This window comes from Mariniluteicoccus endophyticus (assembly GCF_054780035.1).
Map to the genome: position 1 here is coordinate 108,171 of NZ_BAAGXC010000015.1, position 26,767 is coordinate 134,937.

Annotated in this window: 28 protein-coding genes and 1 tRNA gene; 23 read left to right on the top strand and 6 right to left on the bottom strand. The window is 71.3% G+C overall.

The window, feature by feature from the left end:
- Positions 1-20: 20 nt before the first annotated feature.
- From ACYVGD_RS05080 to ACYVGD_RS05100, 5 genes are all read left to right on the top strand, one after another.
- Positions 21-404 (top strand): cold-shock protein, encoded by a 384-nt coding sequence (locus tag ACYVGD_RS05080; RefSeq protein WP_460741908.1) that lies wholly within the window; start codon positions 21-23, stop codon positions 402-404.
- Complete coding sequence (locus ACYVGD_RS05085) at positions 404-1,174, top strand: DUF3027 domain-containing protein (protein WP_460741909.1); 771 nt, start codon at positions 404-406, stop codon at positions 1,172-1,174. Before ACYVGD_RS05080 ends, ACYVGD_RS05085 begins: the two co-directional genes overlap by 1 nt.
- A gap of 313 nt (positions 1,175-1,487) precedes the next feature.
- A complete protein-coding gene (locus tag ACYVGD_RS05090) occupies positions 1,488-2,987 on the top strand; it encodes an NCS2 family permease (RefSeq protein WP_460741910.1) in 1,500 nt (499 codons plus the stop codon).
- Between the two features lie 46 nt (positions 2,988-3,033).
- The gene (locus ACYVGD_RS05095; RefSeq protein ID WP_460741911.1) at positions 3,034-3,516 is read left to right on the top strand and encodes a hypothetical protein; all 483 of its coding nucleotides are present in this window, start codon (positions 3,034-3,036) and stop codon (positions 3,514-3,516) included.
- Positions 3,517-3,563: 47 nt separating this feature from the next.
- The gene (locus ACYVGD_RS05100) at positions 3,564-6,989 is read left to right on the top strand and encodes a pyruvate carboxylase (RefSeq protein WP_460741912.1); all 3,426 of its coding nucleotides are present in this window, start codon (positions 3,564-3,566) and stop codon (positions 6,987-6,989) included.
- Between the two features lie 24 nt (positions 6,990-7,013).
- Here ACYVGD_RS05100 and ACYVGD_RS05105 read toward each other — a convergent pair whose 3' ends face one another.
- Positions 7,014-7,448 (bottom strand): hypothetical protein, encoded by a 435-nt coding sequence (locus tag ACYVGD_RS05105; protein WP_460741913.1) that lies wholly within the window; start codon positions 7,446-7,448, stop codon positions 7,014-7,016.
- Between the two features lie 46 nt (positions 7,449-7,494).
- On the opposite strand from ACYVGD_RS05105, the gene ACYVGD_RS05110 reads away from it, so the two are divergent.
- Complete coding sequence (locus tag ACYVGD_RS05110; RefSeq protein ID WP_460741914.1) at positions 7,495-8,268, top strand: alpha/beta fold hydrolase; 774 nt, start codon at positions 7,495-7,497, stop codon at positions 8,266-8,268.
- Between the two features lie 9 nt (positions 8,269-8,277).
- On the top strand, positions 8,278-9,723 hold the full coding sequence (locus ACYVGD_RS05115; protein WP_460741915.1) for a hypothetical protein: 1,446 nt from the start codon (positions 8,278-8,280) through the stop codon (positions 9,721-9,723).
- A 71-nt stretch (positions 9,724-9,794) separates the two neighbouring features.
- Here the strand turns inward: ACYVGD_RS05115 and serC are convergent, their stop codons facing one another.
- The gene (gene serC / locus ACYVGD_RS05120; RefSeq protein WP_460741916.1) at positions 9,795-10,901 is read right to left on the bottom strand and encodes a phosphoserine transaminase; all 1,107 of its coding nucleotides are present in this window, start codon (positions 10,899-10,901) and stop codon (positions 9,795-9,797) included.
- A 62-nt stretch (positions 10,902-10,963) separates the two neighbouring features.
- On the opposite strand from serC, the gene pdxH reads away from it, so the two are divergent.
- Complete coding sequence (pdxH, locus tag ACYVGD_RS05125) at positions 10,964-11,629, top strand: pyridoxamine 5'-phosphate oxidase (protein WP_460741917.1); 666 nt, start codon at positions 10,964-10,966, stop codon at positions 11,627-11,629.
- 165 nt (positions 11,630-11,794) lie between these two features.
- On the opposite strand, the gene ACYVGD_RS05130 is transcribed toward pdxH, so the two are convergent.
- Positions 11,795-12,427, bottom strand: a complete 633-nt coding sequence (locus ACYVGD_RS05130; protein ID WP_460741918.1) for an acVLRF1 family peptidyl-tRNA hydrolase — start codon at positions 12,425-12,427, stop codon at positions 11,795-11,797.
- A gap of 117 nt (positions 12,428-12,544) precedes the next feature.
- Here ACYVGD_RS05130 and ACYVGD_RS05135 point away from each other — a divergent pair, with 117 nt between their 5' ends.
- The 14 genes from ACYVGD_RS05135 to ACYVGD_RS05200 all read left to right on the top strand — a co-directional run bounded on the left by ACYVGD_RS05135 (position 12,545) and on the right by ACYVGD_RS05200 (position 22,603).
- Positions 12,545-13,429 carry an SIS domain-containing protein gene (locus ACYVGD_RS05135; protein ID WP_460741919.1) on the top strand — a complete coding sequence of 295 codons (885 nt, stop codon included), beginning with the start codon at positions 12,545-12,547 and terminating at the stop codon, positions 13,427-13,429.
- The gene (locus ACYVGD_RS05140) at positions 13,429-14,367 is read left to right on the top strand and encodes an ROK family protein (protein WP_460741920.1); all 939 of its coding nucleotides are present in this window, start codon (positions 13,429-13,431) and stop codon (positions 14,365-14,367) included. Before ACYVGD_RS05135 ends, ACYVGD_RS05140 begins: the two co-directional genes overlap by 1 nt.
- Positions 14,364-15,494 (top strand): N-acetylglucosamine-6-phosphate deacetylase, encoded by a 1,131-nt coding sequence (locus tag ACYVGD_RS05145; RefSeq protein WP_460741921.1) that lies wholly within the window; start codon positions 14,364-14,366, stop codon positions 15,492-15,494. Before ACYVGD_RS05140 ends, ACYVGD_RS05145 begins: the two co-directional genes overlap by 4 nt.
- A 10-nt stretch (positions 15,495-15,504) precedes the next feature.
- Positions 15,505-16,194, top strand: coding sequence for a metal-dependent transcriptional regulator (locus ACYVGD_RS05150; protein ID WP_460741922.1), 690 nt, complete (start codon positions 15,505-15,507; stop codon positions 16,192-16,194).
- The gene (locus tag ACYVGD_RS05155) at positions 16,194-17,240 is read left to right on the top strand and encodes a hypothetical protein (RefSeq protein ID WP_460741923.1); all 1,047 of its coding nucleotides are present in this window, start codon (positions 16,194-16,196) and stop codon (positions 17,238-17,240) included. The genes ACYVGD_RS05150 and ACYVGD_RS05155 overlap by 1 nt, the downstream gene beginning before the upstream one ends.
- A 76-nt stretch (positions 17,241-17,316) precedes the next feature.
- Positions 17,317-17,652 (top strand): thioredoxin, encoded by a 336-nt coding sequence (trxA, locus tag ACYVGD_RS05160; RefSeq protein WP_460741924.1) that lies wholly within the window; start codon positions 17,317-17,319, stop codon positions 17,650-17,652.
- Positions 17,653-18,179: 527 nt separating this feature from the next.
- A tRNA-Arg gene (locus ACYVGD_RS05165) sits at positions 18,180-18,252 on the top strand.
- Positions 18,253-18,282: 30 nt separating this feature from the next.
- The gene (locus ACYVGD_RS05170; RefSeq protein WP_460741925.1) at positions 18,283-18,645 is read left to right on the top strand and encodes a DUF1980 domain-containing protein; all 363 of its coding nucleotides are present in this window, start codon (positions 18,283-18,285) and stop codon (positions 18,643-18,645) included.
- A gap of 5 nt (positions 18,646-18,650) precedes the next feature.
- Positions 18,651-18,968 (top strand): TIGR03943 family putative permease subunit, encoded by a 318-nt coding sequence (locus tag ACYVGD_RS05175; protein WP_460741946.1) that lies wholly within the window; start codon positions 18,651-18,653, stop codon positions 18,966-18,968.
- 104 nt (positions 18,969-19,072) lie between these two features.
- Positions 19,073-19,975 (top strand): permease, encoded by a 903-nt coding sequence (locus tag ACYVGD_RS05180; protein ID WP_460741947.1) that lies wholly within the window; start codon positions 19,073-19,075, stop codon positions 19,973-19,975.
- A 9-nt stretch (positions 19,976-19,984) separates the two neighbouring features.
- Positions 19,985-20,356, top strand: coding sequence for a hypothetical protein (locus ACYVGD_RS05185; protein WP_460741926.1), 372 nt, complete (start codon positions 19,985-19,987; stop codon positions 20,354-20,356).
- Between the two features lie 18 nt (positions 20,357-20,374).
- Positions 20,375-21,757 carry a UTP--glucose-1-phosphate uridylyltransferase gene (locus ACYVGD_RS05190; protein WP_460741927.1) on the top strand — a complete coding sequence of 461 codons (1,383 nt, stop codon included), beginning with the start codon at positions 20,375-20,377 and terminating at the stop codon, positions 21,755-21,757.
- A 1-nt stretch (position 21,758) separates the two neighbouring features.
- The gene (locus ACYVGD_RS05195) at positions 21,759-22,073 is read left to right on the top strand and encodes a hypothetical protein (RefSeq protein ID WP_460741928.1); all 315 of its coding nucleotides are present in this window, start codon (positions 21,759-21,761) and stop codon (positions 22,071-22,073) included.
- Between the two features lie 182 nt (positions 22,074-22,255).
- Complete coding sequence (locus ACYVGD_RS05200; RefSeq protein ID WP_460741929.1) at positions 22,256-22,603, top strand: hypothetical protein; 348 nt, start codon at positions 22,256-22,258, stop codon at positions 22,601-22,603.
- Between the two features lie 80 nt (positions 22,604-22,683).
- Here the strand turns inward: ACYVGD_RS05200 and ACYVGD_RS05205 are convergent, their stop codons facing one another.
- The 3 genes from ACYVGD_RS05205 to ACYVGD_RS05215 form a co-directional block, all read right to left on the bottom strand.
- Positions 22,684-23,043: a large conductance mechanosensitive channel protein MscL gene (locus tag ACYVGD_RS05205; protein WP_460741930.1), complete on the bottom strand. Its 360-nt coding sequence runs from the start codon at positions 23,041-23,043 to the stop codon at positions 22,684-22,686.
- Between the two features lie 80 nt (positions 23,044-23,123).
- Complete coding sequence (locus ACYVGD_RS05210) at positions 23,124-23,795, bottom strand: SAF domain-containing protein (protein WP_460741931.1); 672 nt, start codon at positions 23,793-23,795, stop codon at positions 23,124-23,126.
- Between the two features lie 60 nt (positions 23,796-23,855).
- On the bottom strand, positions 23,856-24,176 hold the full coding sequence (locus ACYVGD_RS05215) for an FmdB family zinc ribbon protein (RefSeq protein ID WP_460741932.1): 321 nt from the start codon (positions 24,174-24,176) through the stop codon (positions 23,856-23,858).
- Between the two features lie 49 nt (positions 24,177-24,225).
- Between ACYVGD_RS05215 and ACYVGD_RS05220 the strand changes: the two genes are divergently transcribed.
- The gene (locus ACYVGD_RS05220; protein WP_460741933.1) at positions 24,226-26,760 is read left to right on the top strand and encodes a penicillin acylase family protein; all 2,535 of its coding nucleotides are present in this window, start codon (positions 24,226-24,228) and stop codon (positions 26,758-26,760) included.
- Positions 26,761-26,767 lie beyond the last annotated feature (7 nt).

Here is a 26,767-nt window from a genome sequence, read left to right on the forward strand (position 1 = left end):
ACTGATCGAGCGAGGTAGCTGTGCCGGTGGGCAAGGTCCGCTTCTACGACGCGGAAAAGGGATTCGGCTTCCTGACCAAGGAGGGCGGCGGCGACGTCTACGTGCGCGCCAACGCGCTGCCGGCCGGGGTCACGAGCCTCAAGCCCGGCCAGAAGGTCGAGTTCGGCGTCGTCGAGGGACGCAAGGGCGAGCAGGCCCTCTCCGTGGCCCTCCTCGAGGCACCGCCCTCCCTGTCGAAGGCCGCGCGCAAGAAGCCCGAACAGATGGCCGTCATCGTCGAGGACCTCATCAAGATGCTCGACGGCATCGGCAACGGCTACCGCCACGGGCGCCATCCCGACGCCCGCCACGGCGCCAGGGTCGCCCAGGTCCTCCGCGCCGTCGCCGACGAGCTGGAGATGTGATGGCAGCGCCCAAGCTCGACCCCGCCTGCGCCGAGGCGGTCGACCTCGCCCGCGAGGCCGCAACGTCCGCGACCGTCACCACCATGCCCGTCGGTGACCACCTCGGCGTCACCGCCGAGGGTGATCGAGTCGTGACCCACCGCTTCGCCTGCAACCACCCCGGCTACCGCGGCTGGGAGTGGTCCGTCACCGTCGCCCGCGCCTCCCGCGCCCGCAAGATCACCGTCAACGAGGTCGTCCTGGTCCCCGGACCCGACGCCCTCCTCGCCCCCACCTGGGTGCCTTGGGCCGACCGCCTCCAGCCCGGCGACGTCGCCCCCGGTACCCTCATGCCGACGCCCGACAACGACCCCCGCCTCGAACCCGGCTTCACCGGCGGCGAGCACGCCAAGGACCTCGAACCCGCCGAGGCCTCCCAGATGCGCGCCGTCGTCGCCGAGCTCGGCCTCGGCCGCGAACGAGTCCTCTCCGTCGAAGGACGCGAGGACGCCGCCCAACGCTGGCTCGGCTCCGACGGCGGCCCCGACAACGACATGACACGCCAGGCGCCCGCCCACTGCCACACCTGCGCCTACTTCGTCCGCCTCCAGGGCAATCTCGGCATGATGTTCGGCGCCTGCTCCAACCAGTGGTCCCCCTCCGACGGCCGCGTCGTCTCCGTCGACCACGGCTGCGGCGGCCACTCCGACGTCACCGCACCCGAACGCGGCGGCGAGCTCCCCGCCCCCGTGTTCGACACCATCTCGCTGGACGAGTCATTGTTCGACTAGTCGTCCCGGCTCGCGTCCGCGCGCCGTCAACCGGCGTCTTCATCGCAGTCGTCACCGCCCCCGCGGCGGCTTCGCTCTCCCCAGCGAAAAGCCGTCGCGGGGGCGATTCCTTTGTGCTCTTCCAATCGCCGGGGCGCGCTGACCGACGCTCGCCGGAGAGGTCGGCTCCCTGCGTGGTCGCGTTCTCCGAGCGAGCGCCAGTGGGACGAGGAGCCAGTGGGCGTCGGCCGCGACAGCAGAGAGCTGCGGCGGCCGCGGTCCGCCGGACGTGCGGCGGCGGGCCGACCACTGGTCACGCCTTAGGATCCGTGCCATGAGCACCCAGACCGCAGAGCCCACCACGGGCGCGCTCGATCGCTGGTTCGAGATCACCAGGCGTGGATCCACCGTGGGCCGGGAGGTCCGCGGCGGCCTCGTCACGTTCTTCACGATGGCCTACATCGTCGCCCTCAACCCGCTGATCATCGGTACGCGCCCCGATGCGACCGGACGCCTCATCTCGGGCCTCGAGCCGACCGGGCCGAACATCGGCGCGACCATCGCCATGGTCGCCGCCGCCACCGCTCTCGTCGCCGGGCTGATGACCATCCTCATGGGTGTCGTCGGCCGCTACCCGATCGGCATCGCCACTGGCCTGGGCCTCAACGCCATGCTCGCGTACGTCATCGCTCCCAAGATGACCTGGGCGCAGGCCATGGGCCTCGTCGTGTGGGAGGGCATCCTCATCACCCTGCTGGTCTTCACCGGCTTCCGGACCGCGGTGTTCCGGGCCGTCCCGCGCTCGCTGCGCGCCGGCATCGCCGTCGGCATCGGCCTGTTCATCGCCTTCGTCGGCCTCATCGACGGCGGCATCGTCCGCAAGCCGTCCGGCGCCCCGCCCGTCGAGTTCGGCCTCCACGGCTCGCTCATGGGCTGGCCCATGCTGATCTTCATCGTAGGACTGCTGCTCGCCGCCATCCTCCACGCCCGACGCGTACGCGGTGGCCTGCTCATCGCCATCCTCGCCACCACCATGCTCGCCGTGGCCCTCGAGGCGACCTTCTCCATCGGCGCCATGAACGATGACAGGGGTGAGGTCGTCAACCCCACCGGCTGGATGCTCAACGTCCCCGCGGTCAAGGACCTCTTCGCCCTGCCCGACCTCAGCCTGCTCGGCCGCGTCGACCTCTTCGGCGCGTTCTCCCACAGCGCCGGATTCTCCGGCGTGCTCGCCCTGGTGCTGCTCGTCTTCTCTCTGCTGCTCGCCGACTTCTTCGACACCATGGGCACCGTCGTCGCCGTCGGCGCCGAGGGTGACCTGCTCGACGAGGACGGTACGCCGCCCCACCTCACCTCGATCCTCGCCGTCGACTCCGTCGCCGCCATGGCCGGTGGCCTCGGCTCGGTGTCGTCCAACACCTCCTACGTCGAGTCCGCCGCCGGCGTGGGGGAGGGCGCGCGTACGGGGCTGGCCTCGGTCGTGACCGGCTGCGCGTTCCTGCTCACCGTGTTCTTCGCGCCCCTGGTCAACATCGTGCCCTCCGAGGCCGCTACCCCCGTGCTGGTCTTCGTCGGCTTCCTGATGATGGCCCAGGTCTCGGGCGTCGACTGGGACAACATCGAGGATGGCCTGCCGGCATTCCTGACTCTGGCCCTCATGCCCTTCACCTATTCCATCTCCGTGGGCATCGGCGCCGGCTTCATCACCTACGTCCTCATGAAGGTCGCCCGCGGCCGCAGCAAGGACGTCCACCCGCTCATGTGGGTCGTCTCCGTGCTGTTCCTCATCTACTTCACCCAGGGTCTCATCGGCCAGCTCGTGGCCCGGGGCTGAGCCGGTCTGAGTGGTTCAATACCTGGTGACACTTCGGGGAGGCAACATGACGCAGGACAACGGGTTTCCCATCTACCCGCGTGACAAGCAGCCCACGCCGGCCCACGTCGCCGATCCCGCGCCGCGCGAGCACCGCGCGGCGCCGCCCATGCCGATCAGCCGCCCCGCCCCGCCACCGCCCCCGACGCCCCCGGTAAACCTGTCGGCCCCGGTCCAGCCCGCACCGATGCCGCCACCCGGCGCGTACGGGATGGTGCCCTACGGGCCCGCGCCGATCCCGATGGTGCCCGAGAAGTCCCCCGTCGTCGCCGCCCTGCTCGGTCTGTTCTTCGGCCCCCTCGGCATGCTCTACTCCACGGCCGTCGGGGCGCTGGTCATGCTCGGGATCAACGTCCTGACACTGTTCCTCACCTTCGGGATCGGCCTGATCCTCACCATCCCCATCGGCGCAGTGTGGGCCGCCGTGGCCGCCGACGAGCACAACAAGCGGGCCCGAGCGCCCCACATCGTTGGCTACCGTCCACACTGACCGGACGACCCTCCCGCCGGGCCCGACCTGGCACTAGGGTCGGGGCCATGTTCTCCAAGGTCCTGGTCGCCAACCGAGGCGAGATCGCCGTACGCGCCTTCCGCGCCGCCACCGAGCTGGGCGCGCGCACCGTCGCCGTCTTCCCCCACGAGGACCGCAACGCCGAGCACCGCATCAAGGCCGACGAGGCCTACCTGATCGGCGAGGAGGGCCACCCGGTCCGCGCCTACCTCGATGTCTCCGAGATCATCCGCGTCGCCAAGGAGGCTGGCGCCGACGCCGTCTACCCGGGCTACGGCTTCCTGTCGGAGAACCCCGACCTCGCCGAGGCCTGCGCCGCCAACGGCTTGACGTTCATCGGCCCGCCCGCCGAGGTCCTCGAGATGGCCGGCAACAAGGTTCGCGCCTTGGAGGCCGCCCGGCGCGCCGGCGTACCCACCCTGAAGTCGTGCGCGCCGTCGACCGACGTCGACGCGCTGGTCGTCGCCGCCGACGAGATCGGCTACCCGGTCTTCGTGAAGGCCGTCGCCGGTGGCGGTGGCCGCGGGATGCGCCGCGTCGACGAGGCGACCGCGCTCCGCGACGCGCTCGGCGCGGCCATGCGCGAGGCGGAGGCCGCGTTCGGCGACCCGACGGTCTTCATCGAGCAGGCCGTACGCCGCCCCCGCCACATCGAGGTCCAGGTGCTCGCCGACCATACGGGCGAGACGATCCACCTGTTCGAGCGCGACTGCTCCATCCAGCGCCGCCACCAGAAGGTCGTCGAGATCGCGCCTGCGCCCAACATCTCCGACGAGCTGCGCGAGCGCCTGTGTGCCGACGCCGTCGCGTTCGCCGAGTCGATCGGCTACTCGTGCGCCGGAACCGTCGAATTCCTGCTCGAGACCGAGGGCGACCGCGCCGGCGAGCACGTGTTCATCGAGATGAACCCGCGCATCCAGGTCGAGCACACCGTCACCGAGGAGATCACCGACGTCGACCTCGTCCAGTCGCAGATGCGCATCGCCGCCGGCGAGACGCTCGCCGACCTGGGCCTGGAGCAGGACGAGCTCCAGATCCGCGGCGCCGCGCTCCAGTGCCGCATCACCACCGAGGACCCGACGAACTCGTTCCGCCCCGACACGGGCATGATCACCACCTACCGCTCCGCCTCCGGCGCGGGCATCCGCCTCGACGGCGGCACCGTCGGCACCGGTGTCGAGATCAGTCCCCACTTCGACTCGCTGCTGGTGAAGCTCACCGCGCGCGGACGCACCTTCGAGCTCGCCACCGCCCGCGCCCGCCGTGCGCTCGCCGAGTTCCGCGTACGCGGTGTCGCGACGAACATCCCGTTCCTCCAGGCCGTGCTGGCCGACCCGGCGTTCGCCGCCGGCAATCTGGCCACCGACTTCATCGACACGCGCCCCCACCTGCTGACCGCCGTCACCCCCGGCGACCGCGGCACCCGCATGCTGCGCTGGCTCGCCGACGTATCGGTCAACAAGCCCCACGGCCCGGCGCCCACCCGCCTCGACCCCCGCACCAAGCTCCCTGCGCTCGACACCTCGGGGCCGATCCCCGACGGCGCGAAGCAGCGCCTCCAGGCGCTCGGCCCCGAGGGCTTCGCCCGCGCGCTGCGCGACACCGTGTACGTCGAGGTCACCGACACCACGTTCCGCGACGCCCACCAGTCGCTGCTGGCGACCCGCGTGCGCACCAAGGACCTGCTCGAGGTCGCCCCCCACATGGCCCGCACCCTGCCCGGGCTGTTCTCGATCGAGTGCTGGGGCGGGGCGACGTACGACGTGGCCCTACGCTTCCTCGCCGAGGACCCGTGGGAGCGGCTGGCCCGTCTGCGCGAGGCGATGCCGAACCACACGCTGCAGATGCTGCTGCGCGGCCGCAACACCGTCGGCTACACGCCCTACCCGACGAAGGTGACGCAGGCGTTCGTCGCCGAGGCGGCTTCGACCGGCATCGACATCTTCCGCATCTTCGACGCCCTCAACGACGTCGAGCAGATGCGCCCGGCCATCGAGGCCGTCCGGGAGACCGGCACCGCCGTCGCCGAGGTGGCGCTCTGCTGCACCTCGGACCTGTCGAACCCCGCCGAGAAGATCTACACGCTCGACCACTACCTGAGGCTGGCCGAGCGGATCGTCGACGCCGGCGCCCACGTGCTCGCGATCAAGGACATGGCCGGCCTGCTGCGTCCGCCTGCCGCCCGCACGCTCGTCACGGCGCTGCGCGAGCACTTCGACCTGCCGGTCCACCTGCACACCCACGACACCGCCGGCGGCCAGCTCGCCACGCTGCTCGCCGCCATCGACGCGGGGGTCGACGCCGTCGACGTGGCCTCGTCGGCCCTGGCCGGCACCACTTCCCAGGTCCCCGCGTCCGCGCTCGTCGCGGCGCTCGAGCACACCGAGCGGGCGACCCGGCTCACCGGCGGCGACGGGTCCGGTGACCTGCGGGCCGTCATGGACCTCGAGCCCTACTGGGAGGCCGTCCGGCGAGCGTACAAGCCGTTCGAGTCGGGCCTGCCGGCGCCGACCGGCCGCGTCTACGACCACGAGATCCCCGGCGGCCAGCTGTCGAACCTGCGCCAGCAGGCCATCGCGCTCGGGCTCGGCGACCGCTTCGAGGCCATCGAGACCATGTACGCAGCCGCCGACAAGATCCTCGGCCGACCCACGAAGGTCACGCCCAGCTCGAAGGTCGTCGGCGACCTCGCGCTCCACCTCGTGGCCGTCGGTGCCGACCCGAACGAGTTCAAGGCCAACCCGAACCGGTTCGACATCCCCGACTCGGTGATCGGCTTCCTCGGCGGCGAGCTCGGCGACCCGGCCGGCGGCTGGCCCGAGCCGTTCCGCACCAGGGCGCTGGCCGGGCGCATCGTGCCGGTCCGCGAGGAGACGCTGGCGGCCGAGGACGACGCGGCTCTCGACGAAGGCGGGCGTACGCGTCAGGAGACGCTGAACCGGCTGCTGTTCCCCGCGCCGACGAAGGACTTCCAGGCCAACCGCACCCAGTTTGGTGACACGTCGACTCTGCCGACGCTCGACTACCTGTACGGGCTCGAGGCGGGTGAGGAGCACTCGGTGACCCTCGGCAAGGGTGTCACGCTGATCATCGGCCTGCAGTCCATCGGTGAGGCCGACGCGAAGGGCATGCGCACCGTGATGTGCCAGCTCAACGGCCAGCTCCGCCCGGTGCGCGTGCGTGACCGCTCGATCAAGGTCGAGACGGCCTCCGCCGAGCGGGCCGATGCCTCGAACCCGAACCACGTCGCCGCGCCGTTCGCGGGGGCGGTCTCAGTGAGCGTGTCCGAGGGGGACCGCGTCGAGGCGGGCGGCCAGGTCGCCACCATCGAGGCCATGAAGATGGAGGCGGCGATCACCACGCAGGTCGCGGGCATCATCGAACGCATCGCGCTCAGGGGCGTCCAGTCGGTGGAGGGCGGCGACCTCGTCGTGGTCGTGAAGCCCGACTGATCGGGTGCGTCGACGAGGGGCGGGTCAGGCCAGCGCGGCCCGCAGCTCGTCGGCGACGTCGGTGCGCCGGCCGATCGGGATCGCCGCCCCCTCGGCGGTGGCGACCTCGCGAAGCTCGGGGTGGACCGCGAAGAACTGGTTGCGGTTGTGGGGGACCAGCAGCAGCGTGTGTCCGTCGACGCGGGTGTCGGCGAGCTCGGCGCGGGTCACGCGCGTCGTGATGCGCGTATAGCGATCGACCACGATGTCGGTGGGGGAGACCCGCACGGTGCGCGCCCGGTCGCGGGGGCCGCCGGCCACCACGAGGAGAACGGTCGCCAGGCCCAGCACCACCAGGGCGCCCTTGCCGTGGGCCTGCTTCAGCGTGACCTGCTGGAAGGCGGCGACCAGCAACGTCAAGACCACCAGGACGGCCGCGTACCCGACGCGGTTGAACGCTCGAGTACGCACCTTCACCACGGGTGAAGGGTAGACCACCGGGAGGGGCCGCGTGCAGACTATGCGAATGAGCAACGAGATCCCCGGCACGGTCATCGGCCACGGACCCATCCACGTCATGGCGCTCCACGGCTGGTTCGGCGACGAGCATGCCTGGGGCGGCCTTCCCGCACTCGTCGACGAGGAGCGGTTGACGTACGCCTTCCTCAGCTATCGCGGCTACGGCCCGCGTCGTGACGTGGCCGGCGAGCACACCATGGCCGAGATCTCCGCCGACGTCCTCGCCTACGCCGACCAGCTCGGCTGGGACCGATTCTCGCTGGTCGGCCACTCGATGGGGGGCATGGCGATCCAGCGGGTCTGGGCGGACGCGCCCCAGCGGGTGGAGGCCCTCATCGGCGTCTCGCCGGTCCCCGCGTCGGGCTCGCCGTTCGACGAGGACGGCTGGGCGCTGTTCAACGGGGCCGCCCACGCCGACGAGAACCGGTACGCGATCATCGACTTCACCACCGGCAACCGCAACACCCCGACGTGGGTGAATCGCATGGTGGCGTACTCGGTGGAGCACTCCGACCGGGAGGCGGTCGGGGACTACTTGGAGGCTTGGGCCAACACGAGCTTTGTCGACGAGCTGCCGCAGGCCGACCGGCCGCCGGTGACGCTGATCGTCGGCCAGCACGACGCCGCGCTGGGCCCCGAGACGATGCGCCAGACCTGGCTGCAGACCTATCCGGAGGCGCGGATGGTGACGCTCGCCGAGGCGGGGCACTATCCGATGGACGAGTGCCCGGTCCAGTTCGTCACGGCGTTGGAGGGGGCCCTTGTTGCCAACAGGCCCTAGCATGGCCGGGTGAACCCCCGCAGCCGCCGACTCATCGTCACCGGAGTTCTGGTGGTGCTGCTCCTCCTCGTCGTCGCCGGCGCCCTGTGGCAGGCGAGGGAGGCGCACGCCGCACCACCTCCCACCCCCTCGCCGATGGCGCCCGCGTTCACCTTCTCCGACGAGCGGATCGCCGAGAACTCCGGCATGGCCCGCGACACCGGACGCCAGCTGTTCTGGGTCGTCAACGACTCCGAGGACAGCGGCCGGGTCTTCGCCGTGGGTCCCGACGGGAAGACGAAGGGGACGCTGGAATACGCGGCCAAGCCGGTCGACGTCGAGGCGGTCGCGATGGCGGGGAACCGGCTCTTCGTCGCTGACATCGGCGACAACCAGGCCCAGCGCGACAAGATCACCGTCTATTATTTCGACCAGCCGGCGCCGAACGACGACAGGTCGGGCTCCTACCGGGCGTGGGACTTCGTCTACCCCGACGGAGCCCACGACGCCGAGACGATCCTGGTCGACAAGAACGGCCGCATCTACTTCGTCACCAAGGGCCCCCAGGGGGCCATCTACGCGGCGCCGAAGCAGCTGCGCTCCAATGGACCCAACGACCTGACCCGCGTGGCGGACGCCCCGGCCTTCGTCACCGACGGCACGTTCCTGCCCGACGGCAGGATCGCGCTGCGCACCTACGTGTCGGTGGTCGTCCTCGACCCGGAGCTGTACAGCCCGGTCGCCCAGGCGGTCACCCCGTTCCAGCGCCAGGGCGAAGCCCTCACGGTGTCGCTGGACGGGAAGACGCTGCTGCTCGGCTCCGAGGGCGTGGGCCAGGTCGTGCTGCGCATCGCGGTCCCCGAACAGCTCTACAGCGACGTGCCCAGCGGGGCGCCCACGCCGCCTCCCTCGCCGACGCCCACGCCAGCCCCGGCGGCGACGTCCGCCGCCGTCGAGCCGACTCCGGCCAGCGATCGCCGGGGCACGCTCGCGGCGATCCTGATGGCACTGGCGGGCTCCGTGGTCGCCGGGGTCGTGGTCGCCCTGGTGGGCCGCAAGCAGGCCAACCGCCCGACCGGCCCCCAGTCCCGGGTCACGATCAAGGAGGACGGGCCTTCCGACGACGGTGCGAGCGAGCAGCGCCCAGCCGAGGCTTTCCTGCCCGATCCCGCGGCCGCGCACAACGCCACACCGGCCCCCTCGGCCCAGACCCCCGCGCCCACGGATGCGCCCGCAGGCGTGCAGCAGCCGCACCAGCCCCCGGCGCCCACGCCCCCCGCGGCGCACGACGACGCGGTCACCCCGCAGTCCGCGCCCCGCCCCTTGGCCGGTGGTGCGCCGCAGTCCGAGGTGTCCGAGGCGCAGCCGACCCACTCCCTTGAGGGCGGCCCTGCCAGGGCGGCCGACACGGGGACGTGGCTGGTGCAGTCGCCCGACCACGAGCGGCCGCGTCGCGCCCTCCCGCCCCGGGACTGATCAGACCCGGGCCATTGATCGAACCGGGCCGGTGATCAGATCCGGGCCGGTGATCAGATCCTGGCCGGTGATCAGAGCCTGGCCAGGGCCCAGTCGATGCTGCGCGTGAGCGCCGCGATGTCCTCGGGGTCGATGGCCGGGAACATGCCGACGCGCAGCTGGTTGCGGCCGAGCTTGCGGTAGGGCTCGACGTCGACCACGCCGTTGGCCCGCAACACCTGGGCCAGGCGCGCGGCGTCGACCGTGTCGTCGAAGTCGATCGTGCCGACGACCGGCGAGCGGTGCTCGGCGGCGACGAACGGTGTGGCGTGCTCGTGGGCGTCGGCCCAGGCGTACAGGGTCTTCGCCGACTGGTCGCAACGCCCCCGCGCGAAGTCGAGGCCGCCGTTGTCGAGGACCCAGCCGAGCTGCTCGGCCATCAGGAACAGGGTCGTGACGGCCGGCGTGTTGAGGGTCTGGTTCTTCACCGAGTTGTCGTACGCGACCTTCAGGGAGAGGATCTCCGGCACCCATCGTTCGCTGGTGGCGATGCGTTCCATGCGCTCGACGGCGCGCGGCGACAGGACGGCGAACCACAGGCCGCCGTCGGAGGCGAGGCCCTTCTGGGGGGCGAAGTAGTAGGCGTCGACCGCGGTCGGGTCGAAGGCGACTGCCCCGGCGGCCGACGTCCCGTCGACCAGGACGAGGGCCTTGTCGTCGCCGACGCGGCGGACGGGGGCGAGGGCGCCGGTGGAGGTCTCGTTGTGGGCCCACGCGTACGCGTCCACGCCGTCGACGGCCTCCGGGAGCGCCACGCCACCCGCGGGCACCTCGGTGACGACGGGGTCGTCTAGGAACGGTGCGGCGGCGGCCGCCTTCGCGAACTTCGAGGAGAACTCGCCGAACACGCCGTGGGCGCTGCGGCGCTCGATCAGCGAGGTGGTCGCCACGTCCCAGAAGGCGGTGGAGCCGCCGTTGCCGAGGACCACCTCGTGGCCGTCGGGCAGCGCGTACAGGTCACGCAGCCCCTGGCGTACGCGGCCCACGAGCTCCTTGACGGGCGGCTGGCGATGGCTCGTGCCGACCAGCAGGGCCGCCGAGTCGACCAGAGCCGTCAGCGCCTGGGGGCGTACCTTCGCCGGGCCGCACCCGAAGCGGCCGTCACGGGGGAGGAGCATCGCGGGGATCTCGAGGGGCATGCGCCCATCCTCCCACCCGACCCCCTGCCGCGGTGCATGGTCCACGGGTGTAGGAGTGAAGCATGACGCGTGATCTGAGTGGGGAACGGATGTCGTACGACGCGGTGCGGCTGGTCGAGGACGAGGCGGGCACCGACCCGCTGGCGCTGTTCGACCGCTGGCTCGGTGCCGCGATGGACCTGAAGGAGTCGGGGGCGATCCCCGAGCCGACGGCGATGACGGTCGCGACGGTCGCCCTCGACGACGACGGGCCACGTCCCGAGGCGCGCGTGGTCCTGCTCAAGGAGTTCGACGGCACGGGATTCACCTTCTACACCAACCGCGAGTCGGCCAAGGGGGACGAGCTCGCCGCCACCCCGCGGGCCACGCTGCTGTTCTGGTGGCAGCCGCTGTATCGCCAGGTCCGCATCACCGGCCCCGTCGAGAAGGTCTCCGACGAGGCGTCGTCGGCCTACTTCGCCGTTCGCCCGCGCGGGTCGCAGCTCGGCGCATGGGCGTCCGATCAGTCGCGGCCGGCCGACTCGGAGGACGCCCTCATGGAGCGGTACGCCGAGGCCGAGCAGCGCTTCGCCGACGCGGTCGAGGTCCCGCGCCCCGACTACTGGGGCGGCTACCGCGTCGTGCCCGAGTCGATCGAGTTCTGGCAGGGCCGGCCCAGCCGCCTGCACGACCGCCTGCGCTACACCCGTTCCGGTGACACGTGGGAGCGCCAGCGCCTCCAGCCATGACCCGGCAGGGTGGGGCCAGACGAAGAGACGGGCCCGCTTGAACCTCGAAGCAACGGGGTGCAGGCATCGTCCCCAGCCCCTGGGCACGGATTGCGTACGAGCAGCGAGATCGGTCTCCACCACGGCGACCGACGTGACCAACGGCACCCGGGCGACGGAAGTGCGTCAGGCCAGCTCGTTGAGCCTGATCCGCACGGCGAGGAACTGCTTCGGGAACGCTTCGAGGACCTTCAGCCGCGGGTCGGGGGTGGCGTAGAACGGTGCGTCCTCGACCAGCGGGGCCAGGGGCGCGAGACAGTGGTGGGCCAGCACGGCCGTGCACGCGGGGCGATCGCCACCTAGCACCAGGTGGTCGACCTCCTCGAGCCGGGGCAGGAGCACGCCAGCGGCGGCCTCGGCGGCCTTGGCGTACTCCTTCGCCGCCTGGTTGTCGCGGCGGCGGGCGTACCGCTGCTGGGACCACCCGCCGGCCTTCGTGCGGCCCTGGACGTAGCCGGAGCCCACTTTGGAAGCCAGCAGGCGGGCGCCGACGAACAGCCCGGCAGCGTGGCCGCCCTTGCGGGCGAGGACGACGCCGACCCGCCGGTCGCGGCAGGCATGGGTGACGAGGCTGCCGAGCGGGTCATGGCCGACCGGGAGAGGCCCGAACGGGACATCGACCTCGGCGACCGCACCGTCTGGTGCGGCCAGCCGGATGACCTCGGGGTGTCCTGACACCTGCGGGTCGCCGTGGCGCTCGCTGAAGCCGTCCAGCCAGCGTTCGAGGCGCTCGCGGGCGACGTGGACGATCCGGTCCATGGACTCACCATAACCACGGTCGGGCGGCCGGGTGGGGGAGGTGTCGGACGTCGGCAGGCCCGCGGTCGGTAGGTTGGCCCTGACCTGTCCGTTGCCCGAACCGCGAGGAGTGAGTCGATGCCCTTCCTGACCGACGACGAGATCGTCTCCCAGCCGGAGTGCTGGCAGACCGCAGGCGAGATGGTCGGCGAAGTCGCCGACGTGCTGCCGCGCGACGGGGAGCGGGTGGCGTTCGTCGGCACCGGCACGGCCTGGTTGATGGCGCAGGCCGTCGCCGCGCTGCGCGAGCGCGCGGGCAGGGGCGAGTCCGACGCCTACACGGCGTCCGAGATGCCGCGTACGCGCCGCTATGACCGGCTGGTCGTCCTCACGCGCTCGGGCTCGACGACCGACCTGAACCGCCTGCTGACCGACTTCCGCGGCGTGACGCCCACACTGGCGCTCGTCGGCGACACGACGACCGACAGCGCCGACCTGGCCGACGAGGTCGTCGACCTCTCGTTCGCCGACGAGGCCTCGGTCGTCCAGACGCGGTTCGCGACGACGGCGCTGGCACTCGTGCGCGCTTGGCTCGGGCAGCCGCTCGAACCGATGATCGCCGATGCGACCGACGCGTTGCAGGTGCCGCTGACCGACGAGATGGCTGCCGCTGAGCAGGTGACGTTCCTCGGGCGCGACTGGACCGTCGGGCTCGCCGAGGAGGCCGCCTGGAAGTTCCGTCAGTGCTCGCAGTCCTGGTCGGAGGCCTACCCGGTCATGGAATACCGTCACGGCCCGATCGCCGTGGCGGAGCCCGGGCGCCTGGTGTGGATGCTGGGCGAGACCCCCGCGGGACTGGCCGACGACGTCGCCGCGACGGGCGCCACGTTCGTCGACCATGACCGCGACCCGATGGCCGAGCTGATCATCGCTCAGCGCCTGGCCGTGGCCCGCGCCATGCGCCTGGGGATGTCGCCCGACAGCCCCCGCAACCTGCGTCGCGCGGTGGTCCTGGACGACTGATGCGGCCCCGGCCTCCGTTCGTCGCCGCCGTCGATGTCGGCGGGACGTCCCTCAAGGGCGGGCTCGTCGCGCTCGACGGGTCGGTCCACCGGCTGACGCGCGTCCACACCCCGCGTGACGCCGACGAGGTGGTCGACGCGATCGGGAGGCTGGTGACCGGGCTGGCGACCGGCGGGGGAGCGGTGGCGTTCGGCGTGTGCACCCCCGGGATCGTCGACCCGGCGACCGGGGTCGTGCGCGCGGCGGCGAACCTGGGCTGGCACGAGGTGCCCCTGCTCGAGCGGCTGCGGCGCGACACGGGCCTGCCCGGCGCGGTGGCGCACGACATGCGTGCGGCCGGTGTCGCGGAGTGGCGGCTGGGGGCAGCGCGTGGGGTGCGGGACTTGTGCTTCTCGGCGCTCGGCACGGGCATCTCCGCGGCCGTCGTCGTCGACGGTCACCTGCTGCAGGCCGGCGGGTACGCCGGCGAGATCGGCCACCTGTCCGTGGCGGCCGCAGCCGGGGTGCGGTGCGCGTGCGGGGCGACGGGGTGCCTGGAGACGGTCGCCTCGGCCGTCGGCGTACGCCGCACCGCGGCCCGCCTGCGTGGCGTGGAGCTGCAGCAGGAGGTGCCCACGGCGGAGCTGGCCCGTCGCGCGCGGGACGGCGAGGTCATCGCCCGCGCGGCCTTCGACAAGGCCGCGGCCGCCCTGGCGGAGGCGTTCTGCGCGCTGACGACCCTGGTGGGCCCCGAGCGCATCGTGATCGGCGGCGGCATGGCGGAGGCGTACGACCTGCTCGTACCGACCGTCGACCGGGCGCTCGGCGAGCTGCCGTTCCAGCGGCGGCCACACCTGGTCAGGGCCCAGCTCGGGTCGAACGCAGGGCTGGTCGGTGCCGGGCTCATCGGTGCCGAGGCCGCCTCCCTCGTCCCACCCATCCGCGGAGGCCGACCATGACCGAGTGGATCCGCGCCGCGCGGGCCGTCACCCCCGACGGGGTCGTCGAGGGTGTCCGGATCGGCGTCGAGGGCGGCCTGATCGTCGCCGTCGAGGCCGGCGCGCCCCCGGACGACGGGCTGTGGGCGCTGCCGGGGTTCGTGGACACCCACACCCACGGTGCGCTCGGCCACGACTACGGCACGGCGACCCGGGACGAGGCCCGGGCGATCCTGGCGTTCCAGCGTTCGCGCGGGACGACCACCGCGTACGCCTCGCTCGCCACGCGCGCCCTCGACGACCTCTGCGGCCAGTTGGGCGTGCTCGCCGGGCTCGTCGAGGCCGGTGAGCTGGCAGGGATCCACCTCGAGGGGCCCTTCCTCGCCCCGGAGCGCCGCGGAGCCCACCGCGCCGACCTGCTGCGGACCCCCGACCCGGACGTTGTGCGGTCGCTGCTGGAGGCCGGGCGGGGGAGCGTACGCATGGTGACGCTGGCGCCCGAGCTGCCGGGCGCGGACGAGGCGGTGTCGACGCTGCGGGCCGCCGGTGTACGCGTGGCGTTCGGCCACTCGGACGCCGACGCGCTGGGGTGTGCCCGGATGGTGGAGCACGGTGCCCGCGTCGCGACGCACCTGTTCAACGCGATGCGCCCGATCCACCACCGCGACCCCGGGCCGGTGCCGGGACTGTTGACCGACCCGCGGGTGGCGGTCGAGCTGATCTGCGACGGCGTCCACCTGCACGCCGACACGATCGACCTGGCGATCGCCGTGGCCGGACCCGACCGGGTCGTCCTCGTCACCGACGCCATGGCGGCCACCGGGCTGGGCGACGGCGACTACCCGTTGGGCGATCTGACCGCGCGCGTGATCGACGGCACCGCCCGCGTCCTCGGGGCCGACGGGCGGCTCGGGGCGATCGCCGGTTCAACGTTGACCATGGACGTGGCGGTAAAGAACCTCGTCTCCGCCGGGCACCCACCGGCGTCGGTCGCCCGCATGGCTGCCGCGACCCCCGCCGGCGTCCACGGGTTGGACGACGTCGGGGCCCTCGAGGTGGGCCGCCGGGCCGACGTGGTGCTGATCGACGAGCGGGGCGCGCTCCAGCGCGTCTTCCACGCCGGGGCCGAAGTGTCGCGGCCAAGGTAAGGTCACGCCTGTGAGCGACCTCATCGACACCACAGAGATGTATCTGCGGACCATCTTCGAGCTCCAGGAAGAGGGTATCCCGCCCCTGCGCGCCCGCATCGCCGAGCGCCTCCACCAGAGCGGCCCCACGGTGTCGCAGACGGTCGCCCGCATGGAGCGCGACGGACTGCTCCACGTGCTGCCCGACCGCCAGATCAAGCTCAGCCCCGAGGGCCACGGGCTCGCGCTGAAGGTGATGCGCAAGCACCGGCTCGCCGAGCGCCTGCTCATCGATGTCATCGGTCTCGACTGGGACCTCGTCCACGACGAGGCCTGCCGCTGGGAGCACGTCATCTCCGACGAGGTCGAGAAGCGCCTCATGACGGTCCTCGAGCGCCCGGTCGCGTCCCCGTACGGCAACCCCATCCCCGGTCTCGACGAGATCGGCGGGCCGGAGGTCGAGGACTTCCGTGCCGGAACCAGCCCGCTGCCCGACCTCCTCGACAAGGTCCCGGTGCGCGTCGTCATCCGGCGCATCTCCGAGAACCTGCAGGCCGAGGCCGACATGCTGACGACCCTCAAGGGGTCCGGTGTCCTGCCCGGTGTCGTCGTCACCGCCGAGGCCGGCGGGCTGGGCGTACGCCTCGTCCCCGACGAAGGGCCGGGCTGCGAGCTCGCGCTCGACGCCGCCCAGCACCTGTACGCAGTGGCGGCGGATTGATGCCCGACAAGGCGGTCGTCGGTCTGCTCGACGGCCACTGGTACGACGCAATCGCGGCCCTGCTGCAGGTCGCCACGAACGACAGGAAGGCGCCGAAGAACCTCCACCAAGCGCGTGAGCTCGCCACCGCGGCCAAGCGCGTGCTCGACCTCGACGCCGAGGACTTCGCGACGATCGCCGGGGGGTTCTCCACCCCGTGGGCCCACCGCCTGGCCGAGTCGTGCTTCCCGCTGCAGCCGAAGGACAATCAGCGTGGCGCCCTCGGCTCGCTCATCCCCCTCTACGAGCTCATGCTGGAGGTCATGGAGCTCCGTGCGCTTCGCCACGAGCCGCTGCAGGTCGTCGTCACCGCTCACCTGATCGGCGAATACCTGTGCCAGCTGGCGTGGGAGTCGCGCCTGGGCCACGGCGGCGACCCGCTCCAGCTCGGCCGTTTCGTGGGGGAGCGCTGGGGCACCGACGACCCGACCTGCCCGCACAGCTCGGCTCTACGGGCCACCGCCAAGCGGTCGCTGAACGCGTGCTCGGGCGACGTGGCCGGTTACACCGCCTACCTGGACCGTTTCCACTCCCGGCAGGGCGACGCGCTCGCGGTGTGCGGCATGAACCACGAGACAGTCGGCGCGGGCGCGCGTCCGGACGCCGGCGAGACCTGCCCGAACCCCTGCCGCTGGGCGGTACGCGGGTCGATGGAGGAGCGGCGCGACCTCGACGCCCGCCTCCGGCTCGCGCTGCTGTACATCGACTCACCGATCGTGTCGCTGCGCCACCATGCGCCCGTCGGACACTTCTTCGGCGTGCCGTCGACCGCCGAGATCTCCACCGCTTGGCTGCGCACCTGGGAACGCCTCAGCCAGCCGTGGAACGACGGCGCCAACCCGCTCACCGCCGACGACGCCGTGCCCGGGCGCCCCGACCCCAACGAGGCGCTGCCCGGCATGAGCGCGCTCGTCTCCGCCGTGGCCGGACGCACCATCGGCCCCGGCCGGGTCATCCGTGACATCGGCGTCGACATCGGACGGGCCATGGGTCGACCCGCGGAATAACCGCTCGCCGCGTCCGTGTTGACCCGAAGACAGCCCGACCGGGGACGAACGTCCGCGAACCAAGCCAAGGAGAGACATGGCCACCATCGACCTCACCACCGAGAATTTCACCTCGACGATCAAGGACAACGACTTCGTCGTCGTCGACTTCTGGGCCGGCTGGTGCACGCCGTGCCAGCGCTTCGCGCCGATCTTCTCGAAGGTGGCGGAGAAGCACGACGACGTCGTGTTCGCCAAGCTCGACACCGAGGCCGAGCAGGCCATCGCAGGCGCGCTCGGCGTCCAGTCCATCCCGACCGTCATGGCGTTCAACCGCGGCAACCTGGTCTTCAACCAGACCGGCGTGCTCAACGCCAGCCAGCTCGACCAGCTCGTGAACGCGGTCAAGGAGCACAAGCGCGACGCCGAGTGACTCCCTTCAGGGGCCACCACCTGGGCCGGAGATGAGAAGACGCTCATTGTGGTCCAATTTTCATCCAAACACAGTGCTCGACGTTGGTTCTGGGGCGTCCGGTGCCCTAGTCTGGAAAGACGAGAGCGTCAGTGAATGTCTCCTGGGGGTGGGTAGACATGGTGCGTGAGCCCGTTCACTGACGCTCTCGCCCCAATTCTCGACCGGGTCGGGGCGCCGGGGTCCGGCGTCGTCCACGCAGTCGTCGAAGCCCCGCGGCCGCTCACGCCCTTGGTCGCGGGGGCTCACGCGGGGCTTCTCTCTCGTCCCGTCCAGACGCCGGGACGCGCTTGCCGACGCTCGCCGGGTGGGTCCGATCCCTGCGTGGTTGCGTTCGCGCAGCGGCACCTGCCCCACTGCTCTCTGGGTGAACATCAGCGGACGAGGAACGCCGGCGAGGTGCCCCGGCGAGATGAGCGCCAGGGGCCTGCTCCCTTCGCGGTCGGGGTTCGCGCCGGTTCCCGCTAACATAGGGCGGCAGCATGCTGGGCCCCATAGCTCAGGGGATAGAGCAGAGGTTTCCTAAACCTTGTGTCGCAGGTTCGAATCCTGCTGGGGCCGCTAGGTCGAAACGACTCACGGGAGCGCGCGATGGAACGACTTGGTGTCATCGTCGGCCCGACCCTCGCAGCGGCCTTCGGCTTTCTCCTCGCGCGGCTCGCGCTGACGGGGGAACACACGAACTATGTGAAGGCGTCGCTGGGGCCCTGGCTGCTCCTGACGGGGGCCTTCTTCCTCTTCCTCGGGCTGTGGTCGTTGGGTGCTCAGATCCGCGCGGTGAGCCACGGGGGCGGTCACAGTCACCTGCCATGGGCGGCCTGGCTGCTCGTGGTGCCGGTGCTGGTGGTGTCGTTGCTGAACCCGTCGCCGCTGGGGGCCTACTCGGCCACGTCGGCGGTGGCCGGCCAGGCGCCGGGGACGCGGGTGGCCCGCTCCCGCCGGGCGCCGACGTGATCACGATGCGCGCCGACGACTACGTCATCCGCACCATGTTCAACGACCCCACACCGATGCAGGGACGCCGGTTCAAGATCATCGGTTTCGTCACCCATCCCAACGGTCCCAGCGCCGACTGGGACCTGGCCCGCCTGAAGGTGATGTGCTGTGCCTCCGACGCGGCGGCGTACCGCATCACCGCGCTCGGCGCGCGTCAGCTGCCCGACGACACCTGGGTCGAGGTCGTGGGGGAGTATGCGCCGGCGGCCACACGTGAGGCCGCGGCCATCCGTGTGGAGTCCGTGACCCCGATCGCGCCTCCGGAGAACACCTACCTGTGAGTCCCGAACCGACGCGAACCGTCCCGCAGCCACGGGCATCCCGCCAGGCCCCGGCCTGGCAGTGGGTCGTGCCCGTGACGGTGCTGGTCGTCCTCGTCGAGCTGATGCTGGGCCGCGAGGTGCTCGCGCGGGTTGTCCCGCTGCCCGAGGCCGTCAACGCGTGGCTGGTCGTGGTCGTGGCCATCTGCGTCCAGGCTGCGCCGTTCCTCGCGCTGGGAGTGGTCGTGTCGGGGCTGGTGACGGCACTCGTGCCGGCCTGGGTGCTCGACCGGATCATGCCGCGTCACCCAGCCCTCGCCGTGCCGGCGGCAGGCGCCGCGGGAATGGTGCTGCCGGGGTGCGAGTGCGCCTCGGTCCCCGTCTCCAACTCACTGATGCGTCAGGGGGTGGCGCCCGCAGCAGCTCTGACGTTCCTGCTCGCTGCTCCGGCGATCAACCCCATCGTGCTGGTGGCGACCGCGGTGGCGTTCCCCGCCCAGCCCGAGATGGTGCTGGCCCGCTTCGTCGCGTCCCTGCTCGCCGCGCTAGTCATCGGTTGGCTGTGGGTCGGCCTGGGGCGCCGTGAGTGGCTCGGCCACGACGACCTCCAAGCCGCGCCGTCCGCGGACCGGTGGGAGGTCTTCCGCGCGACGTCGCTGCACGACTTCCTCCACGCGGGCGGCTACCTCGTGCTGGGCGCAGCCGTCACCGCGACCATCAACGTGCTGGTGCCCAAGCACATCCTGCGTACGCTCGCCGATCGGCCGTTGCTGGCCGTGCTCACCCTGGCCGTCCTGGCCGTGGTCGTGTCGATCTGCTCAGAGGCCGACGCGTTCGTGGCGGCGTCGTTGACGATGTTCTCGCCGACGGCCCGGCTGGCGTTCATGGTCGTCAGCCCCATGGTCGACATCAAGCTGTTCGCCATGCAGTGGGGCACGTTCGGGCGTGCTTTCGCGCTGCGGTTCGCGCCCGTGACGTTGGTGGTATGCGTGCTGTGCGCGCTGCTCGTCGGCACCCTGGTCTTCTAGGCTGTCCGGATGCGCGCTGACGAGCCGGCCCCGCCCGAGAACCCCGACCTGCCCGACGAGACGGCGGCCGACGAGCCGGCCGACAGGCGCGACGGGGGATCGCGCCGACGCCTGGTCGGCGGCGTCGGGAGGGCGCTCGACTCGAGCCTGACCTACACCCTGCCGGGGACGTGCGTCGCGATGGCCGTCGCGCTGGGGTGGACCTACGCGTACCTTCCCTCGACCGCGCTGCTCGGCGGTGCCGTGTGCTTCGCCGTGGCCGCGGCAGCGGGCTGGGCGGGCGCGCGTGATCCGAAGGAGGGTCGCGGGACCGCGCTGATGGCCCTGACCGGGCTTCTGGCGCTGGCGGGGTTGGGGCTCCTCGTCGCCGGCGTGGCCTGAAAACTAGACTTGTCACCCATGAGCCCTCAAGGACGCGACCTGGCCCGACAGAAGATGACCGAGGCCGACATCCACCCGACGGCGATCGAGGTCTTCAGCCACTACTACGACGAGCTGGAGCGCGGCAGCACCGGACTGATCGCCGAGGCCGACATCGACACCCTCGACCAGCCCGACCGGCTGGCCGACGCGCAGGTCGACGAGGGGGCCGCCCGTGAGGCGCTCGCACTGACCGTCATCATCAAGCTCAACGGCGGCCTCGGCACGTCGATGGGGCTCGACCGTGCGAAGACGCTGCTGGAGGTCACCGAGGGGAAGAACTTCCTCGACCTCATCGTCCAGCAGGTCATGGCGGCGCGCGCCGAGCACGGCGTACGCCTCCCGCTGCTGTTGATGAACAGCTTCCGCACCCGTGACGACTCGCTGGCCGCTCTGGAGAAGTACGCCGACCTGGCCGTCGACGGGCTGCCGCTGGACTTCCTGCAGAACCGCGAGCCCAAGCTGCTCGCCGACTCGCTCGAGCCCGCCCAGTGGCCGGCCGATCCGTCGCTGGAGTGGTGCCCGCCGGGCCACGGCGACATCTACACCGCGCTGCTGGCCTCAGGTGTCCTCGACCAGCTGATCGAGGCCGGCTTCCGCTATGCGAGCGTGTCGAACTCCGACAACCTCGGCGCGTGCCCCGACGCGCGCATCGCCGGCTGGTTCGCCGGCACCGGGGCGCCGTTCGCCATGGAGGTCTGCTCGCGCACCGCCGCCGACCGCAAGGGCGGCCATCTCGCTGTGCGGCGCAGCGACGGCCGCCTCGTGCTGCGTGAGGTCGCCCAGACCGCCGACGAGGACATGGGCCACTTCACCGACGAGTCGAAGCACCGCTTCTTCAACACCAACAGCCTGTGGTTCGACCTGATGGGCCTGCGCGACGTGCTCGCCGAGCGGGAGGGCGTGCTGGGCCTGCCGTTGATCCGCAACACCAAGAACCTCGACCCCAGCGACAAGACGTCGCCGGAGGTCATCCAGATCGAGACGGCGATGGGCGCGGCGGTCGAGGTCTTCGAGGGCGCCACGGCCATCGAGGTCGGCCGTGACCGTTTCCTGCCGGTCAAGACGACCAACGACCTGCTGGTGATCCGTTCCGATGCGTACACGCTGGACGCCTCCGGCCGGCTCGTCCTCACCGAGGGGGCCACCGCGCCGCTGGTCGACCTGGACAGCGACCACTACAAGCTCGTCGACGACTTCGAGCAGCGGTTCCCGCACGGTGCGCCGTCGCTGGTGCGTGCCCATTCGCTGACCGTCGAGGGCGACTGGACGTTCGGTCGCGACGTCGGCGTCGTGGGCGACGTGCACCTGACCGCCGACGAGCCGAGCACGGTGGCCGACGGCACCGAGCTGTCCGACTGAGGTGGGCGCCTGGCACTCGGCCCTGGCGTACGCGGTCACCGGGAAGCGGATCGACCTCGGTGATCAGGAGCGTCCTGACCTGGACGTGCTCGTCGCCGCGCTCGCCGAGCGCGGCCTGGCCGCCGACGGGCTCCGGCGAGCGGTCCCGGCCGATCTGATGCAGGGGTTGTCGTACGCGCAGCTGGCGGCCGCGGAGCGCGCGCTGCGCGAGCGGCTGGGGGCGACGGGCGTGCATGCGGTGCGGCCAAGTGGGCGTACGCGCCTGGACGCCGACGAACGCCGGCTGATGGCCGACCGCCCACCCCACTGGGGCTGACCCGCCGAACCCCGCTCCGTGCACAGACCTGCGGAGATCGGGGGCGGTTTCTAGCCATCAACGCAACTCATCCCCACCAAGGTCTTCGAAGCGTCGCGGCGCAGGTTCGGGCATCGCCGAGTCTGGGCACGTCTGCGTTCTCAGGGCTGGATCGTGGCGAAGAAGACCGTGCTCAAGGTCAGGTGCGAACTCGGACTAAAAGCCGGATCCGGCGCACGCGGTTCCGGTCCTTCACCGGTGAGGTCAGCAAGACCTTCCCGAATCTGGCGCGCCGTGACTTCACCACCAGCGGCCCGAACCAGAAGTGGGTCACCAACCTCACCGAGTTCCAACTCGGCGAGGAGAAGGTCTGCCTGTCTGCGGTGAGGGATCTGTTGGACGAACTGTTCTGCACAGGCCCGATCGGGACCATCGACCAACTCGTCACGGAGATGACCGACGACCTCTTCGGGTTCAACCATCACAGGCCCCATGACAGCAACAAGGGCCTGCCCCCGGTCACCTACCGGGAACAGGCCCTTGCCGCCTAAGCCCCAACCCCTGAACCAGCCCACCAACTGGGGACCAGTTCACGTCGTCGTGGCGGGGACTCGTTCGTGCCAGACTCAGATCACTTGCCTGCGAGGAGGTCGCGGATCTCGGCCAGCAGCTCGGTCTCGGTGGCGGTCTTCTCGTCGGTGATGCCCCGCATCTTCTTGTACTGCTCGTAGGGCTTCACCACGGCCACGTACAGCACGGTGGCGGTGATCAGGAAGCTCAGCGCGGAGCCGAGGAAGTCGCCGATCTTGATGCCCCAGACGGCGGTCTCGCTGAAGGCCTTCGTGGGATCGAATCCCGCCAGACGTGCGATGATGTCCATGAGCAGGCTCGAGAAGCTCTTCACAACCGCGGCGAACGCCGTGCCCATGATGAAAGCAACGGCAAGCTCGATGAGGTTGCCCTTCATCAGGAATTCTTTGAATCCCTTCATGCATTTTCTCCAATCAGCTGTTGGCCCACCCTGAGCCGGCAGCTGCGGCTGAATTTAGCAGGGGGTTACCGGCGAGTTGGTCAGGAACGCAGGACGATCCCGAGCCGTGTCGTCGCGCCTGCCTGTGCCAGCACGGGTGCCGTCTCCGACTCGACCTCGAACAGCAGCGCGGGCCCGCGCGTGTCGTCGCCCCCGAACGGGCTGCCGCCGGAGCCTGTGGAGGGCAGGGCCGCGACCCTGGCACCGCGTGCCACGATCCGGGCCGGGGTGGCCTCGCCGGACATGGCCAGCACATCGACGCGGTCACCGACGCGGACCAGCGACGTCATCTGGGGGTCGGCGAGCCGCACGGGCACCAGCGCGTGACCCGGTCTGGCCCGCAGGGCCGAGGGCGACACGACAACCGCACCGGTGACGGGGGTTCCCGTGCCCAGCGCGACCACGGCCGGGCGACCCACGACCTCGGCGGGGTCGCCGACCGCATCGGCCGGCACGAGGCCATCAGGGAAGCGGGCCACGCGTACGTCGTCGGCGGTCAACGCAGACCCGGCCGCGACCGGACGCGCCGCGACCACGACGGACCTGGTCGGCGGGGGTGCGGGCGCTGCCACGCCGACCGCGCTCGCGACCGCGAGGCCAGCAGCCAGCGCGGCGAGGGCACGTCGGTGACGCGCCAGCAGGCGCGCGAGGGTGTCGAGCAGGGACGGGCGGGGCAGCCGCCACGGACCGGGGGCACGGTGGTTCTCGCTCATGCCCCCATGTCTAGTGCGCGGGACGCGCCCGACGGCACGTCCCGCGACCTGTCCACAGGTTCAGCTCGCAGCGCTGCCGGAAGTGCCTGTGGACGAGGAGGACGACGAGGTCGACGAGGTCGACGAGGAAGACGAGGACGAGGAGTCGGACGACTTGGTCTCGGACTTCTTCTCGGAGGGCTTCGAGGACGAGGTCTTCGCCTCGCGGGAGTCGGTGCGGTAGAAGCCGGAACCCTTGAAGTGCACGCCCACCGCGTTGTAGACCTTCCGCAGCGACTCGCGCCCGCACTCGGGGCAGCGGGTCAGCGCGTCGTCGGTGAACTTCTGGACGACCTCGAGGTCGGTCTGGCACTCCTTGCAGCGGTACTGATACGTGGGCATGGTTCTCCGTGGCGTGTGATGGGCGACGATCAATCATAGGGTGAGATCCATGCGTCACATCCCCCGCGGGCTCGTCGTGGTCCTGCTCGTCGTCGTCCTGGCGCTCGCCTCCATCGCCAGTCTCGCCGTGGTGACGGTCCGCGAGTCGTTCCCGAACGTGGCCGGCACGGTGGTCGTCCAGCCGCTCGGCCGGCCCGTCAAGGTCGTCAGGGACGCCCGCGGCGTGCCCCACATCTACGCCGACACGGCCGAGGACCTGTTCGCCGCCCAGGGCTACGTCCACGCCCAAGAACGCTTTTTCGAGATGGACGTACGCCGCCACATCACCGCCGGTCGCCTGTCGGAGATGTTCGGGCCCACGACGGTGGAGACCGACGCGTACGTGCGCACCATGGGCTGGCGCCGCGTGGCCGAGCAGGAGGTCGCGATGATGTCGTCGCGGACCCGTAGCTATCTGGACGCGTACGCCGCCGGCGTCAACGCGTACGCCGCGCCGCGCTCGCTGCCGGAGCTGTCGCTGGAGTACGCGTTGCTGGGCCTGCAGGGGCGTGACATCTCGCGCGAGCCGTGGACGGCCGCCGACTCGCTGGCGTGGTTGAAGGCCATGGCCTGGGACCTGTCCGGCAACCGCATGCAGGAGATCGAGCAGGCCGTCATGCAGGCCGCGGTCGGCCCGACCCGCGCCGGCGACCTCCTGCCCGACTACGACCCGGAGGTCTTCGAGCCGATCGTCACGCAGGGCGCCGTCCTCGACGGGAAGTTCGACCCGCAGGTCCGGGGCGACGCGCGGCCGGCGCCCGTGGTCGCCCCGTCGGCGACGACCCCCGAGGCCACCCGGGCCCTGCTCGACGCGGCCCGCGTCGACGACGCCGTGCCCGACCTGGTCGCCGACCCGCGCCTGGGCGGCGAGGTCGGCTCGAACTCGTGGGTCGTCGCGGGCAACAGGTCGGCGAGCGGCAAGCCGATCCTCGCCAACGACCCGCATCTGTCCACGTCGATCCCGTCGGTGTTCATGCAGGTCGGCCTGCACTGCAACCGGGTGGGCCAGGCCTGTCCGTTCGACGTGTCCGGGTTCTCGTTCTCGGGCATGCCCGGCGTCATCATCGGCCACAACGCCCACATCGCCTGGGGTTTCACCGTGCCCTACCTCGACACCCAGGACCTGTTCGTCGAACAGCTCGTGGGGCAGCGCTACCGCCGCGGCCAGGACCTCGTCGACCTCGACGTCCGCGAGGAGGTCATCCGCGTCGCCGGCGCCCCCGACAAGCACATCACCGTCCGCTCGACCGGCCACGGTCCGCTGCTGTCCGACGTCGACCGCCAGCTGAAACAGGTCCCGACCACGAAGGCCGACGGCGCCACCGAGACCGCGGTCTCGCTGGCTTGGACGGCGCTCACCCCGTCGACCTCCATAGAGGCGATCTTCGTGCTCGGCGAGGCGAAGGACTTCGACGGCTTCCGCCGCGCGGCGAGCCTGCTGCGGGCCCCCTCCCAGAACCTGTTGTACGCCGACGTCGCCGGCAACATCGGCTACCAGCTGCCCGGTGACATCCCCGTGCGTCGCAACGGCAACGGCCTGCTGCCGCGCGACGGTGCGAACCCCGAGGACGACTGGACGGGCATGGTCCCGTTCGACGAGCTGCCGAACGCGTACAACCCCGAGTCGGGATACATCGTCGCCGCCAACCAGCAGATCATCGCCAACCACCCGCGCCTGCTCGGCAGTGACGCATCGCTGGGCTGGCGCTCGCAGCAGATCGTGGACCGCCTCAACGACCATGCCGCCCCGATGACGATCGAGGACGCCATGGCGGTCCAGGGCGACTCGACGGTCCGGTATGCCAAGCTGATCGTGCCCGCCCTGCTGCAGGCGCAGGTCACCCGCGAGTGGGACGCCGACGGCCAGGAGGTGCTGCGGAACTGGGACTTCAGGTCGGGCCCGGACAGCACGGGGGCCGCGTACTTCCACGTGGTGATGCGCCGCGTGCTCGCCCGCACCTTCGACGACGAGCTGCCGCCCGAGCTCCGCACCCAGCCGACCGACCGCTGGTACGGGCTGCTCGCCCAGCTCGTCCGCGACCCGAACAACCCGTGGTGGGACGACCAGCGCACCAGCGCCGTCGAGAACCGCGACACCGTGCTCGCCGCCGCGCTCACCGACGCCCGCAAGGAGATCACAGTCCTGCTTGGCCGCGACCCGTCGCAGTGGCGTTGGGGCGACCTGCACCGCCTCGAGCTGAAGCACCAGACCCTCGGGAAGTCGGGCATCGGCCCCGTCGAACGCGTCTTCAACCGGGGCGACGAGCCCGTCGGCGGCGGCCCCGCCGTGGTCGAGGCGTTCGCGTTCGGCAGCGACACATTCCGGCCTCACGCCGGCCCCACGATGAAGATGGTCGTCGACCTGTCGGACCTCGACAACTCGCGCTGGGTCAACCAGAGCGGCACGTCGGGCCACGCGTACCACCCGAACTACGACGACCAGCTCAGGCTGCTCGCGTCGAACACCTATCTCCCGTGGCGCTCCAGCCGTCAGCGCATCGAGCAGGAAAGCACCACGATCCAGACCCTCAACCCGCCGGGCTGAGCTAGAT